The sequence below is a fragment of the Ruegeria sp. G7 genome (genome assembly GCF_056535465.1).
The window spans coordinates 804269-818681 of the sequence record NZ_JBQFIL010000001.1; the positions used below are offsets into that span (position 1 = coordinate 804269).

At 61.6% G+C, this 14413-nt stretch carries 13 protein-coding genes; 3 read left to right on the forward strand and 10 right to left on the reverse strand.

Features of this window, described 5'->3' with window-relative positions; genetic code table 11:
* Positions 1–11: 11 nt before the first annotated feature.
* The 7 genes from ACR3EN_RS04075 to hutI form a co-directional block, all read right to left on the reverse strand.
* Entirely contained in the window at positions 12–440 is a 429-nt protein-coding gene (locus ACR3EN_RS04075) for an SRPBCC family protein (RefSeq protein ID WP_480824407.1), read from the reverse strand.
* Positions 428–757: an ArsR/SmtB family transcription factor gene (locus ACR3EN_RS04080; RefSeq protein WP_480824405.1), complete on the reverse strand. Its 330-nt coding sequence runs from the start codon at positions 755–757 to the stop codon at positions 428–430. The genes ACR3EN_RS04075 and ACR3EN_RS04080 overlap by 13 nt, the downstream gene beginning before the upstream one ends.
* A 40-nt stretch (positions 758–797) precedes the next feature.
* A complete protein-coding gene (gene serB, locus ACR3EN_RS04085) occupies positions 798–1676 on the reverse strand; it encodes a phosphoserine phosphatase SerB (RefSeq protein WP_480824403.1) in 879 nt (292 codons plus the stop codon).
* 70 nt (positions 1677–1746) lie between these two features.
* The gene (gene hutU / locus ACR3EN_RS04090) at positions 1747–3429 is read right to left on the reverse strand and encodes a urocanate hydratase (protein ID WP_480824401.1); all 1683 of its coding nucleotides are present in this window, start codon (positions 3427–3429) and stop codon (positions 1747–1749) included.
* Positions 3426–4223 carry an N-formylglutamate deformylase gene (gene hutG, locus ACR3EN_RS04095; protein WP_480824399.1) on the reverse strand — a complete coding sequence of 266 codons (798 nt, stop codon included), beginning with the start codon at positions 4221–4223 and terminating at the stop codon, positions 3426–3428. The genes hutU and hutG overlap by 4 nt, the downstream gene beginning before the upstream one ends.
* On the reverse strand, positions 4223–5758 hold the full coding sequence (hutH, locus tag ACR3EN_RS04100) for a histidine ammonia-lyase (protein ID WP_480824397.1): 1536 nt from the start codon (positions 5756–5758) through the stop codon (positions 4223–4225). Before hutH ends, hutG begins: the two co-directional genes overlap by 1 nt.
* Positions 5758–6960, reverse strand: a complete 1203-nt coding sequence (gene hutI / locus ACR3EN_RS04105) for an imidazolonepropionase (RefSeq protein WP_480870662.1) — start codon at positions 6958–6960, stop codon at positions 5758–5760. Before hutI ends, hutH begins: the two co-directional genes overlap by 1 nt.
* An 81-nt stretch (positions 6961–7041) precedes the next feature.
* Between hutI and ACR3EN_RS04110 the strand changes: the two genes are divergently transcribed.
* The 3 genes from ACR3EN_RS04110 to ACR3EN_RS04120 all read left to right on the forward strand — a co-directional run bounded on the left by ACR3EN_RS04110 (position 7042) and on the right by ACR3EN_RS04120 (position 10717).
* A complete protein-coding gene (locus ACR3EN_RS04110; protein WP_480870659.1) occupies positions 7042–8397 on the forward strand; it encodes a formimidoylglutamate deiminase in 1356 nt (451 codons plus the stop codon).
* A gap of 19 nt (positions 8398–8416) precedes the next feature.
* A complete protein-coding gene (locus ACR3EN_RS04115; RefSeq protein WP_480824391.1) occupies positions 8417–9121 on the forward strand; it encodes a UTRA domain-containing protein in 705 nt (234 codons plus the stop codon).
* A gap of 78 nt (positions 9122–9199) precedes the next feature.
* The gene (locus tag ACR3EN_RS04120) at positions 9200–10717 is read left to right on the forward strand and encodes a malonate--CoA ligase (protein ID WP_480870656.1); all 1518 of its coding nucleotides are present in this window, start codon (positions 9200–9202) and stop codon (positions 10715–10717) included.
* Between the two features lie 3 nt (positions 10718–10720).
* On the opposite strand, the gene ACR3EN_RS04125 is transcribed toward ACR3EN_RS04120, so the two are convergent.
* The 3 genes from ACR3EN_RS04125 to ACR3EN_RS04135 form a co-directional block, all read right to left on the reverse strand.
* Positions 10721–11449, reverse strand: coding sequence for a metallophosphoesterase family protein (locus ACR3EN_RS04125; RefSeq protein ID WP_480824387.1), 729 nt, complete (start codon positions 11447–11449; stop codon positions 10721–10723).
* Positions 11450–11568: 119 nt separating this feature from the next.
* Positions 11569–13164, reverse strand: a complete 1596-nt coding sequence (gene serA / locus ACR3EN_RS04130; protein ID WP_480824385.1) for a phosphoglycerate dehydrogenase — start codon at positions 13162–13164, stop codon at positions 11569–11571.
* Between the two features lie 73 nt (positions 13165–13237).
* Entirely contained in the window at positions 13238–14392 is a 1155-nt protein-coding gene (locus ACR3EN_RS04135; protein ID WP_480870653.1) for a phosphoserine transaminase, read from the reverse strand.
* Between the last annotated feature and the right edge of the window lie 21 nt (positions 14393–14413).

Sequence of the window (14413 nt, forward strand, 5' to 3'; positions counted from 1 at the left end):
CTGTTGAAAATCTACTTTGCCAGCGCTTCGAGCTTGCGCAGCGAAGACGTCCAGCCCTGATTGTGGTTTGTCGCGACCTCAGCATCCGCCAGTTCGCGGTGATCCAGCGTCAGGCGCGATCCGGTATCTGTCGCCACCACCGAAAAAGTCACATGGCTTTCGGCCCCGCGTTTGTCCTGATCGTCGTGCCAGCCCCATGTGAACCCCACCGAATGCGGCGGATCGACATGGGTCACATGGCCCGAGACCTTGAACTGCTGCCCTTCGCCATTCTGCATCACCGAATACCACGGCCCCGTGCGCGAGAAATCCAGATCATGTTCCGGCACATGCAACCCTTCCGGCCCCCACCATTGCAGCAGCTTCGCGCCATCGCTGATCCATGCAAAAAGCACCTCGGGGGTGACGGGGAAATCCCGTTCGAGTTTCAGGTCGGCCATGAATTTTCCCTTTCGATAATCTCGCTCAGACGGTCGAGGCTGTTTTCCCAGAATTGCCGTTTCGAAATCGTCCACTCGGCAATCGCGCGCAGCCCCTCCGGCCGGATCGAATAGATCCGCTGCGTACCTTTCACGCGCTGTTGCACCAACCCGGCCTCGCGCAGCACTTTCAGATGGCGTGAGATTGCGGCCCCCGAGATGCCCCGCCCCTCGATCAGGTCACCTGCGGGCAGCTCTCCGTGTTCCATCAACTGCTCGACGATTGAGAACCGTGTGGCGTCGGACAAGGCGGAGAAACTGGTCAGAAGCGTGTTCATGACCATTATTTAACACAAATGTTAAATTAAGGAAAGCCCGCTAGCTATCGACGAAATCGGAACGGGAATATCCCTGCACATACAGCAGCGCGGTCAGGTCCCCGTGATTGACCCGCACGTCGCATTCCGCCGCGACCGAGGGTTTGGCATGCAGCGCAACCCCAGTCCCCGCACGGCCCAACATTCCAAGGTCGTTGGCCCCGTCACCCACTGCGATCACATCCGCCTCAGCAATGCCTAAACGGGTCGAGATCTGTTCCAGCGCTTCGATCTTGGCCTGCCGCCCCAGAATGGGGCGCTGCACGTCTCCGGTCAGTTTGCCGTTTTCGACCAGCAACGTATTGGCCCGGTTCTCGTCAAAGCCCAACTGCTCGGCAACGCGCGCGGTGAACGCGGTGAACCCGCCCGAAACCAGCGCCGCATAGGCCCCGTTTGCGCGCATCGTCGCCAGCAAGGCCTTGCCGCCGGGCATCAGCGTGATCCGATCGTTCAGAACTTTGCCAATCACGCTTTCATCAAGCCCTTTCAGCAGACCAACCCGTTCGGTCAGCGCGCCTTCGAAATCCAGCTCACCATTCATTGCGCGTGCGGTGATGCCCTTGACCCGGTCGCCCACACCGGCCTCATCGGCCAGTTCGTCAATGCATTCCTGCTGGATCATCGTGCTGTCCATATCGGCCAGCAGCATCTTCTTGCGGCGGCCTTCGGTGGGCTGCACGATCAGGTCCACGCCTATCTTCTGCAGATCGGCCCAGACATCCCACATATTGCCGGGCGCCTCGGAAAGAGCGAACTCTGCCGCCTCATCAGGGCTGAGCCAGGCTCCATCGCCCCCGCCCCACGCGTTGCGCAGCGAGTCGACCAGTGCCTGATCCAATGTCGGCGCGGTCGGGTTGGTCAGCAGGGTGGCAACGTACATCTTCGATCTCCGGCAAGCTCACCTGCGGGATATCGCAGGTGCAGCATGTGCGCCAGAGGACAGTTGCGCGCTAACCCAGAATACCCGGCAGCCGCAGCCCGTGTTCGCGGGCGCAATCCTTCGCGATCTGGTACCCCGCATCCGCGTGCCGCCAGACACCCGAAGCCGGGTCGTTCCACAGAACGCGTTCCAACCGCCGCGCGGCGTCCTCGGTCCCGTCGGCGCAGATCACAACACCCGCGTGCTGGCTGAAGCCCATACCGACGCCGCCGCCATGATGCAGCGACACCCATGTCGCGCCGCTGGCGGTATTGATCAGCGCATTCAGTAGGGGCCAGTCCGACACCGCATCCGAGCCATCCAGCATCGCCTCGGTCTCGCGGTTGGGGCTGGCGACAGAGCCGCTATCCAGATGATCCCGCCCGATCACAACCGGCGCTTTCAGCTCGCCATTGGCGACCATCTCGTTGAACGCCAGCCCGGCGCGGTGCCGATCCCCCAGTCCGATCCAGCAGATGCGGGCGGGCAGGCCCTGAAAGGCGATGCGGTCCTGCGCCATATCCAGCCAGCGATGCAAGTGTTCGTTCTCGGGGAACAGCTCTTTCATCTTGGCGTCGGTCTTGTAGATATCCTCGGGGTCGCCCGACAGGGCGCACCAGCGGAACGGTCCGATCCCCTTGCAGAACAGCGGGCGGATATAGGCGGGCACGAAACCGGGGAAGGCAAAGGCGTTCTCAAGCCCTTCATCCTGCGCCACCTGACGGATGTTGTTGCCATAATCCAGCGTCGGAACGCCCGCATTCCAGAAATCGACCATGGCCGCGACGTGTTGTTTCATCGACGCCCGTGCGGCTTTTTCTACCGCTTTAGGATCTGTTTCGCGCTTCTCGCGCCATTGTGCCATGGTCCAGCCCAGTGGCAGATAACCGTTGATCGGATCATGGGCGCTGGTCTGATCGGTGACGATATCGGGGCGCATTCCGCCCTCGGCCATACGGCGGTAAATCTCGGGGAAGATGTCTGCCGCATTGCCCAGCAGGCCCACCGATTTCGCCTCACCCGCCTTGGTCCAGCAGTCGATCATTGCAAGCGCTTCATCCAGCGTTTCGGCCTTTTCGTCGAGATACTTAGTGCGCAGGCGGAAATCGATCGAGTCCGGGTTGCATTCCACCGCCAGACAGCACGCCCCGGCGAAAACGGCCGCCAAAGGCTGCGCGCCGCCCATGCCGCCCAGACCGCCGGTCAGAATCCACTTGCCGGTCAGGTCGCCGTCATAGTGCCGACGTCCTGCCTCGGCAAAGGTCTCGTAGGTGCCCTGAACGATGCCCTGCGTGCCGATGTAAATCCACGAGCCCGCGGTCATCTGGCCGTACATCATCAGGCCCTTGCGGTCCAATTCGTTGAAATGATCCCATGTCGCCCAATGGGGCACGATGTTCGAATTCGCGATCAGTACACGCGGCGCATCCTTATGCGTACGGATGATCGCAACCGGTTTGCCGGACTGGACGATCAGGGTCTCGTCCTCTTCCAGATCCTTCAGCCCAGCGACGATCCGGTCGAAATCGTCCCACGTGCGCGCTGCACGCCCGATACCGCCGTACACAACCAACTCATGCGGGTTCTCGGCCACATCGGGGTGCAGGTTGTTCATCAGCATCCGCAGCGGAGCCTCGGTGACCCAGCTTTTGGCGTTCAGGTCGGTGCCGGTGGGCGGATAGATGTCGCGGGTGTTCTTGCGGGGATCAGTCATGAGGTCAACTCCAATGCGGTGTCTTGGATGGCGTCCAGAATGTCGTACAGCCAGCGGCGCAGGCGCGTGGCTTTGTCGGTGTCATAGGCCCAGGGCGCGGCCTCGGCGCTTAGATAGGTGGATTGGGCCAGTTCCATCTGAATGGCGTGCAGCCCCTCGGACGGGCGGCCATAGTGGCGGGTCGTCCAGCCGCCCCGGAAGCGGCCATTCAGAACGGTGCTGTAGGGGGATGAACCGGAGAATTCATCTGTAATAGACTCGATCTCCGGCGCACAGGTCGCACCCCCATCTGTGCCGATGTTGAGGTCTGGCAGAGTGCCCTCGAACAGGAACGGGATGCGGCTGCGGATCGAGTGGCAGTCGAACAGAACCGCAACCCCGTGCTTGGCGCGGACCCGCTGCAACTCCTGCTCCAGCGCGGCGTGATAGGGCGCGTGATAGGTTTGGCGGCGGGTCTCGATCTCATCGGCTGAGGGATCCTGTCCTTTGGCCCAGATCGGCTGCCCGTCGAAATCGGTCAGAGGTACCAGCGTCGTGGTGTTCTGTCCGGGGTACAGGGATACGCCCGCGGGGTCCCGATTGCAGTCGATCACATAGCGGTGGATATGCGACTGCACCACGGTCGCACCGTCCAAAAGCCCTTCATAGAGCCTGTTTATGTGCCAATCGGTGTCCGCCAGCGCCCGACCGTTCGGGTTCAGGCGCGTGGCGATGGCATGGGGCACGAAGGTGCCGCCATGGGGCTGGCCCAGAACAATCGGCCCGTCGCCTTGGGAAACGCTGAACACCTGCATCAGACCAACCCGGGCAGCGGCAGGTCGACCGCCTCCAATAGGGCCGCATCAGCCACCAAGGCCCGGGCGGCTTCCAGATCGGGGGCCAGATAGCGATCCTCGGCCAGCGCGGGCACATCCGCACGCAGCCGCGCGATCACGCGGGCCAGCGGGGCGCTGGTCGACAGCGGAGCGCGAAATTCCACGCCCTGCGCCGCACAGAGCAGTTCGATCCCCAGAATATAGTTCAGGTTCTCGACCATCCGCGTCAGCCGCCGCGCGCCGTGCGCGGCCATCGAGACGTGATCCTCCTGATTGGCCGAGGTTGGCGTGCTGTCGGTCACGCAAGGGTTGGCCAGATGCTTGTTCTCGCTCATCAGGGCGGCGGTCGTCACCTCGGCGATCATCAGGCCCGAATTCAACCCCGGCTCGGGCGTCAGGAAGGGTGGCAGATCAAAGCTGAGCGCCGGGTCGACCATCAGCGCGATCCGCCGCTGCGCAATCGCGCCGATCTCGGACAAGGCCAGCGCGATCATGTCAGCGGCAAAGCCCACCGGCTCGGCATGGAAATTGCCGCCCGAGACGATGATATCGGCCTCAGTCAGCACCAGAGGGTTGTCGGTGGCGGCGTTCGCCTCAATCTCCAGCGTGGCAGCAGCCTGACGGATCACGTCCATTGCCGCCCCAGTCACCTGTGGTTGGCAGCGGATGCAATATGGGTCCTGCACTCGGGTATCGCCGTCACGGTGGCTTTCGCGGATCTCGGACCCGTCCAGCGTGGCGCGCATCGCGGCCGCCGCCTCGATCTGGCCGCGATGGCCGCGCAGGGTATGAATTTCAGGTTGCAACGGCGCGGTTGAGCCCATGATCGCGTCGGTCGAAGCGGCGGAAATGACCAGAGCATTCTGCGCCGCACGCCAGCCCTCGAACAGCCCGGCCAGAGCGTAGGCGGTGGAAAACTGGGTGCCGTTGATAAAGGCCAGACCTTCTTTGGGGCCCAGTTGAATCGGCTCTAAACCGGCCGTTTTCAGCGCTTCTTCACCCGGTAGGACGGCGCCATTCACCTCGGCCTCGCCCTCACCGATCACTACGGCGGTCATATGCGCCAGCGGGGCCAGATCGCCCGACGCCCCGACCGAACCCTGCGCCGGGATCACCGGCGTCACGCCGCGCGCCAGCATCTGTTGCAACAATTCGATCAGGTCCCAGCGCACCCCGGACGCGCCGCGCCCGAACGACAGCAGCTTGAGCGACATCATCAACCGCGCCAACCGCCTTGGCACCGCAGGCCCGACACCGCAGCAGTGGCTGAGGATCAGGTTGCGTTGCAGCGTCGAGGTATCCTCGGCCGCGATCTTGTGGCTGGCGAGTTTGCCAAAGCCCGTGTTGACCCCGTAAACCGCATCGGCCCCCTGCGCGGCCTGCGCGATGCGGGCGGCGGCGGTCTCGACCTTTGGACGACATGAGGGGTCCAGCACAATCGGGGCCTCGGACCAATAGATCTTTTCAAGCTGCGCCAGTGAAACCTGACCCGGCACAAGGGGCATGGATGTCATCACAGACCTCCGAAAATACGTGTTTGCAAGGGGTTGAAGCCGATGCGATAGGACAGTTCAGCGGGATGAGAAACATCCCAGACCGCCAGATCGACGCGCAGCCCGGCGGCGATAGTGCCGGTGTCCTCAAGGCCCAAGGCGCGGGCGGCATGGCAGGTCACGCCCGCCAGCGCCTCTTGCGGCGTCAGACGGAAAAGGGTGCAGCTCATATTCATCGTCAGCAGCAGCGAGGTCAGCGGTGACGAGCCAGGATTGCAATCGGTGGCCAGCGCCATCGGAACGCCTTGCGCGCGCAGCGCCTCAATCGGCGGCAACTGGGTCTCGTGTAGCGTATAGAAGGCACCGGGGAGCAAAACCGCAGCGGTGCCCGCCTGCGCCATGGCAGCGACACCTTCGGCATCGAGATATTCGATATGATCGGCGGACAATGCGCCGTAGGAGGCCGCCAATTTCGCCCCGCCCAGATTGGACAGCTGCTCGGCATGCAACTTGACCGGCAGGTTCAGCTCTCTTGCCACCCGGAAGACGCGCTCGATCTGTGCCGGGTTAAAGGCAATGCCCTCACAGAACCCGTCGACAGCATCCACCAGACCCTCGGCATGGGCCGCGCGCAGGGTCGGTATGCAGACCTCATCGATATAGGCATCACCCCGCCCGGAATAGTCCGGAGGGATCGCGTGGGCACCCAGAAAGCTGGTGCGCACCCGCACGGGCCGTTCCCGCGCGATCCGGCGCGCGGCGCGCAGCATGCGCAATTCGGTCTCAGAATCGAGCCCATAGCCGGATTTGACCTCGATACAGGACACACCCTCGGCCAGCAGCGCATCGACGCGCGGCAGCGCCCCGGCCAGCAGATCTTCCTCGGATGCGGCACGGGTGCCGTTGACGGTCGACAGGATGCCACCCCCGGCGCGCGCAATCTCTTCGTATGTCGCGCCGTTCAGGCGCATCTCGAACTCAACTGCGCGGTTGCCGCCAAAAATCACGTGGGTGTGGGCATCGATCAGGGCCGGGGTGATCAGGCGATCCCCAAAATCCGTAACCCGCCAATCTGCATATGTCTGCGGCAGCTGGGCCTGCGGGCCAACCCAGGCAATACGGTCCTCATCCACCACGACCGCACCATCTTCGATCAGCCCGTAAGGCTGGCCTGGCTGCATGGTTGCGATCTGTTTGCTGCAAAGAACGGTTTTTTTCGTCATGGCGAATCTTTTGGGCTCCCCTCGCGCTTGGATTTTTCGTATACGTGTATTAATGTAAAGTCTACACAAAATGGAAATGCGATGACGGTTCATGCAAAAACCGCCTTGTTAGGGTCGGATTGGGTGCACGATCTGCGGGTCGAAATCTGCGATGGGCAGATCACCGCGCTGCAGGCACAAAGCGCGGCCCAGCCCGGCGACACCTGCGTCGACGTTCTGTTGCCTGCGTTGGGCAACCTGCACAGCCATGCGTTTCAGCGCGCCATGGCCGGCATGACCGAAGTCCGCGCCGCCGGGCGCGAGAGCTTTTGGACATGGCGAAACCTGATGTACCGCTTTCTGGACCGCCTGACGCCCGCGCAGATCGAAGCCATCGCCGCGCTGGTCTTCATGGAGATGCAAGAAGCCGGATATGCCTCGGTCGGTGAGTTTCACTATGTCCACCACCAGCCCGGCGGCGCGCCTTATGCGCAACTGTCCGAGCTGAGCCAGCGCATCTTTGCAGCCGCAGCGCAAACAGGGATTGGCCTGACGCATCTGCCCGTACTCTATACCTATGGCGGGGTCCGGCAGGAGGCTTTGGTCGGTGGGCAGCTGCGCTTTGGCAATGATCTCGACCGGTTCCTGCGTCTGGTCGACGACTGCCGCGCAACCCTACCGCATGCCGACAGCCATCTGGGCATCGCCCCGCATTCGCTGCGGGCAACCTCGCCCGATGATCTAAAACAGCTGTTAGCCCAGACCCCGCAAGGCCCGGTGCACATCCATATCTCGGAGCAGGTTCAAGAGGTCGCGGATGTCGAGACCGCGCTGTGTCAGCGCCCGGTCGACTGGCTTTTGGACAACATCGAGGTCACCGACCGCTGGTGCCTTATCCACGCCACCCACATGACAGATGATGAGACCAGAAAGATGGCGCGCTCGGGCGCAGTCGCCGGGTTGTGTCCGATCACCGAGGCCAATCTGGGCGATGGCATCTTCAACGGTGCGGTTTATGTCGAAAGCGGCGGCGCGTTTGGGGTCGGGTCCGATTCGAATGTGCGGATTTCACTGCCCGAAGAGCTGCGGACCCTGGAATATTCCCAACGGCTGCGCGACCAGGCCCGGACGGTGCTTGTGCGCGGCGCGGGCTCGGTCGGCCATGCGCTCTATACCGGCGCGGCGCGCGGCGGGGCGCAGGCGCTGGGACGTGCGGCGGGCGAGATCGCCGTGGGCATGCTGGCCGATCTGGTGGCCATCGACCGGACGCATCCGACGCTGTGTGCCTTGCGGGATGATCAGTTGCTGGATGGTCTTTGCTTTGCAGCCCCCGATGGCATCGTAACAGATCTGTGGTCGGCGGGGCGCCATCAGGTCCGCGCAGGACGACATATCGCCCGCGACGCCATTCTGTCGACCTACCGCCAGGCAATGGCCGATCTTCTGGCCGACCTTTGACACCTCACCCGGACCCGATATGACCCAAAGCAGCGACACCACCAGCTACAAAGACATCAAGCAGACCGTCCTGCGCCGCATTCGATCCGGCGAGTGGCAGCCCGATACTCTGTTACCCAATGAGCAAGAGCTTGCGGTCGAGTTTTCCTGCACCCGCACCACGGTGAACCGCGCGCTGCGTGAACTGGCGGGTGAAGGTTATCTGGAACGCCGCCGCAAGGCAGGGACCCGCGTGCTGAGCGCACCACTCAGGCAGGCACGGTTTACAATCCCTCTGGTCCGGGATGAGGTTGAGGCGATGGGCAGCACCTATCGCTATGCGCTGGTCTCATCCGAAACGCGGCCCGCCCCGGATTGGCTGCGCGCCCGGCTGGCCCTTCAGACGGGGCAATCGGTGATGCATGTGCGTTGTATGCACTATTCCGGCAACACTCCGTTCCAGTTCGAGGACCGCTGGATCGTGATCGACAGCGTCCCGCAGGTGGCGCAGGCCGATTTCACCGAAATTGGCCCCAATGACTGGCTGGTGCAAACGGTTCCCTTCACCAATGTCGAGCTCACCTTTCTGGCCAGCCGCGCCGACCCGTCGGTTGCCGGGTTCCTCGATGTTCCCGAGGGCGAGCCGGTCTTTACCGCCGAACGCATCACATGGCTGCAGGACAGCCCCGTGACCTTTGCCAAAATGTATTTCGCTGCCGGGTATCGGATGACCACTCAATTCTGACCCTTGGCCTTTACGCTGCTCAATTTCCACGACACATTCAGCCGCAACACTTTGGCTTGAACACAAAGGAAGACCGGGATGGGCAACCCGCTTTATGATCGTTTGTTTGGCATCCACGCGGGCAAGACCACGCCGTTTCTGCACCTGCCCGATGGCCAGACGCTGACCCATGCCGACTTTCTGGACATGGCGGCACGCCTTGCCAACGCCCTGACCGGAATGGGCCTGGAACCCGGTGACCGCGTGGCCGCCCAGATCGACAAATCCCCCGAAGCGCTGGCGCTCTATGCCGCCTGCGCGCAGGCGGGGCTGATCTTTCTGCCGTTGAACACTGGCTATACCACGCAGGAACTGAGCTATTTCATCGAAAACAGCGGTGCCACACTGGTCGTGTGCGCTGCCTCGACCGAGGCCGGCCTGGCCCCCATCGCGCAGACCCATAACGCACGGCTTGAGACGTTGAATGCAGATGGTTCGGGCAGTCTGATGCGACGGGCGCTGGGGATGCTGCCCGCATTCGAACCCGTGCGCCGGGACGAGCACGATCTGGCCGCTTTCCTGTATACCTCGGGCACTACCGGACGCTCAAAAGGGGCGATGCTGACGCAGGCAAACCTGTTGTCAAACGCCGAAACACTGGTGCGGGAATGGCGCTTTACCGAACGCGACGTCCTGCTGCACGCTTTACCGATCTTCCACACGCACGGGCTTTTTGTGGCGACCAATGTGGTGCTGGCCTCGGGCGGGTCGATGATCTTTCTGCCCAGGTTTGATCTGGAAGACATGCTGCGCCTGATGCCGCAATCCACCACTATGATGGGCGTCCCAACCTTCTATACGCGGCTTCTGGACGATCCGCGGTTTACCCGCGATCTGGCGCAGGACATGCGACTGTTCATCTCGGGCTCGGCTCCGCTGTTAGCGGATACCCATGAACAATTCGAAGCGCGCACCGGTCACCGTATACTCGAACGTTATGGCATGACCGAGACCAACATGAACACTTCGAACCCCTATGAAGGCGAACGCCGCGCGGGCACCGTTGGCTTTCCCCTGCCGGATGTGGACCTGAAGGTGACCGACCCCGAGACGGGTGAAACGCTGCCAGAGGGTGAGATCGGGATGATCGAAGTGCGCGGACCCAATGTCTTTCAGGGCTACTGGCAAATGCCCGAAAAAACTGCGGCCGAGCTGCGCGAAGATGGGTTCTTTGTCACCGGTGATCTGGGCCGGGTCGATGCGGATGGTTACGTCCACATCGTCGGACGCGGCAAAGACCTGATCATCTCGGGCGGCTACAACATCTATCCCAAAGAGATCGAGATGCTGCTGGACGACCAGCCCGGCGTGCTGGAAAGCGCTGTGATCGGCGTTCCGCATCCCGATTTCGGAGAAACCCCAGTCGGCCTATTGGTGCCCGAACCGGGCGCCACGCCGGACACGCGGGCGATTATGGAGACCGTTCAGCAGGCCCTTGCCCGGTTCAAGCATCCGCGCCAGTTGATCCTGCTGGACGCGTTGCCACGCAACACGATGGGCAAGGTGCAAAAAAACATCTTGCGCGACACCTACAAGGATCTGTTCGCCAAAAGCTGAACCTTAAGGTTCCAACCGCACGCGCCCCTTACCGGTCAATTCCCAACAAGCGCGGCCTTCGAAAACCGCAACACCCACCGGGCGTCCATACCCCGCCCCGCTGTCCAGGTTCACCCGGTGGCCATAATGCGTCACCCGGTCGACCGGTGTGTGTCCATGCACGATCAGCTTGGGATGCGGGCCGGGATGGGCGTGAAATGTCTGCCTGATCCAGACCAGATCATTTTCCTGCTGCTCATTCAAAGGAACGCCGGGCCGAATACCCGCATGCACAAAAGCCAGCTCAGGCGTCTGGTGCATCGCGCTCAGACCGCGCAGAAACAGCCGGTGCGCCTCGGGCACGGCACCCATTGCCATGGCATGCACATCCTCAAGGCGGGTCCGCTCTTCGAACACGACGTCATAACTGCGTAGGGTATCAATTCCGCCTAGACGCTCGTGAAACCAGTGATACCCGATCAGAAGGTGGGGATCGTGGCGGGGCACATCCTCAAGAAACCACGCAAACATCCGGTCATGATTGCCCATCAAGGTCACCCAGCGCTTGCCCGCGTCGCGCCCGGCGATCAGCCGGTCAATCACACCCCGGCTATCCAGCCCCCGATCCACGTAATCACCCAGAAAGACAATCTCGGCATCGGGACCACCGTCCCGCTCGATCAACGACAGGGCGCGCTCAAGCTCATCAACGCGCCCGTGCAGATCACCGATGGCATAAACTGGATTGGTCATCTCGGTCCCCCGGAGCCACTGTGAATGCTGCCGTTCTGCCGGAAAAACAGGAGCTTGAAAAGAGGAGGCCCGCACTGACAGCAGCGCGGGCCTTCAAACAGGCCATGCCTTGGTCGCTATCAGGCGACGTCAAATTGCAGCGGCTTGATCTGGGTGAACAGACCGGTTTCCGCCAGCTTCGCGCGCGCCTCGGCCGGAACGGGTTCATCGACATACAAAAGCGCAATCGCCTCACCGCCAGCTGCAGAGCGACCCAGCGTAAAGTTCGCAATGTTCACATCGTTCTCGCCCATGGTCTGACCCAGCGCACCGATGATGCCGGGCACGTCCTCGTTGGTGGTATAGAGCATATGGGCCCCGATCTCGGCATCGATATTGATGCCCTTGATCTGGATGAAACGCGGCTTGCCGTCGCTGAACACGGTCCCGCCGATCGAGCGTTCGCGCTTATCGGTGACCACGGTCACCTTGATGTAACCATCAAACACGCCGGTCTTGTCCTGGTTGGTGGTCGAAATCTGGATGCCACGCTCTTTCGCGACAACCGGGGCCGAGACCATGTTCACCTCAGGGTTGAACTTCTTCATGATACCCGCAACGACCGAACAGTTCAGCGCAGCAAGGTTCATCTCGGCGGCGACGCCATCGTAAAGGATGTTGATGGCTTTGATCGGCTCATCCGTCATCTGGCCGATGAAGCTGCCCAAATGGCCGGCCAGTTTGATCCACGGCCCCATGACCTTGGCTTCCTCTGCTGTCACGCTGGGCATGTTCAGTGCGTTTTCCACCGCGCCGGTCAGCAAGTAGTTCGATATCTGTTCGGCCACCTGCAGCGCCACGTTCTCCTGCGCCTCGGTCGTTGCCGCGCCAAGGTGAGGTGTGCAGACCACGTTGGGCAGATTGAACAGGGCGTTTTCCTTGGCCGGTTCTTCGCTGAACACATCAAACGCCGCGCCGGCGACATGACCCGATTTCAGCGCCTCGGCCAGCGCCTCTTCGTCGACCAGACCACCACGGGCACAGTTGATGATCCGTACACCCTTCTTGGTCTTCGCCAGGTTTTCTCGGCTCAGGATATTGCGGGTCTGATCAGTCAGCGGCACGTGCAGAGTGATAAAGTCAGCGCGGGCCAGCAGCTCGTCCAATTCGACCTTTTCCACACCCATCTGCGCCGCTTTCTCCTCGCCCAGATAGGGGTCATAGGCCACAACCTTCATCTTCAGGCCAAGCGCGCGTTCGCAAACGATACCGCCGATGTTGCCTGCCCCGATCACGCCGAGGGTCTTGTTGGTCAACTCGATGCCCATGAACTTGGACTTTTCCCATTTACCCGCATGGGTCGAGGTGCTGGCCTCGGGGATCTGCCGCGCCACGGCAAACATCATCGCAATCGCATGTTCGGCGGTGGTGATCATGTTGCCGAAGGGCGTGTTCATCACGATCACACCCTTTTTCGAGGCCGCATCCTTGTCGATATTATCGGTACCAATCCCGGCACGGCCGATCACTTTCAGTTTGTCGGCTTTCTCCAGAATGGTCGGTGTGACCTTGGTGGCCGAACGAATGGCAAGGCCGTCATACTGGCCGATCACCTCGGCCAGCTTGTCTTTGTCCTTGCCCAGATCGGGCATGAAATCCACGTCGATGCCGCGGTCGCGGAAAATCTGCACGGCGGTTTCGCTGAGCTTGTCAGATACGAGTACTTTGGGGGCCATTTTCTCTGGTCCTTGATAATTTGAGAGATGTCCGGGCCACAGGCGGGCCCAGATTTTTCGTCGAAAAATCTTGTCAGGCGGCTGCCGTTTGCGCCGCGATCTCGGCCTCAAAGGCCCATGCAAGCCAAGGCAGCATCGCTTCGATATCCGAGGTCTCAACCGTGCCACCACACCAGATGCGCAGGCCCGCAGGCGCGTCGCGATAGGCACCGATGTCCAAGGCGATATTCTCGGCCTCAAGCCGTTTGGCCACGGCTTTCGCGAATACTGCACCGTCCTGAATGCGCGCATCTGTGAATTTCAGGCAGACCGAGGTGTTCGATTGCGTCGCCGCATCCTCGGCCAGATTGGCGATCCAATCGTTTTGGTCGCAGAAGGCGTGAACCGCACCGGCATTGGCATCGGCACGAGCGATCAGCCCATGCAACCCACCAACCGAGCGCGCCCAGTCCAAAGCGAACAGATAATCCTCGACCGCCAGCATCGAGGGCGTGTTGATCGTCGCTCCGGTAAAGATGCCATCAATCAACTTGCCACCCTTGGTCAGCCGGAAAATCTTCGGCAGCGGCCATGCGGGAGTATAACTTTCCAGCCGTTCAACCGCGCGCGGGCTCAGGATCAGCATCCCATGAGCCGCTTCACCGCCCAGAACCTTCTGCCAGCTGAAGGTGGTCACATCCAGCTTGTCCCAGGGCAGGTCCATCGCAAACGCCGCCGAGGTCGCATCACAAATCGTCAGGCCCTGACGGTCATCCGCGATCCAATCTCCATCGGGAACGCGCACGCCCGAAGTTGTGCCGTTCCATGTAAACACTACGTCATTGGTAAAATCGACCGAAGTAAGATCAACGATCTGCCCGTAATCTGCGGTTTTCACCTCAGCGTCGATCTTCAGCTGCTTGACCACGTCGGTGACCCAGCCAGCACCAAAACTCTCCCACGCCAGCATCTCAACTTTGCGCTCACCCAACAGCGACCACAGTGCCATCTCGACCGCGCCGGTGTCCGAGGCAGGCACGATGCCGATCTTGTAGTCCGCTGGAATGCCCAGAATCTCACGCGTGCCTTCGATGGCCGCTTTCAGCTTGTCCTTGCCAACAGCCGCGCGGTGCGAACGACCCAATGCAGCGTCAGCCAGTTTGGACAGTTCAAATGTGGGGGGTTTGGCGCAGGGGCCCGAGGAAAAACGCGGATTCGCCGGCCGCGTCGCCGGTTGTTCGATAGTCATCTGTATTACCCTTCCAGATAC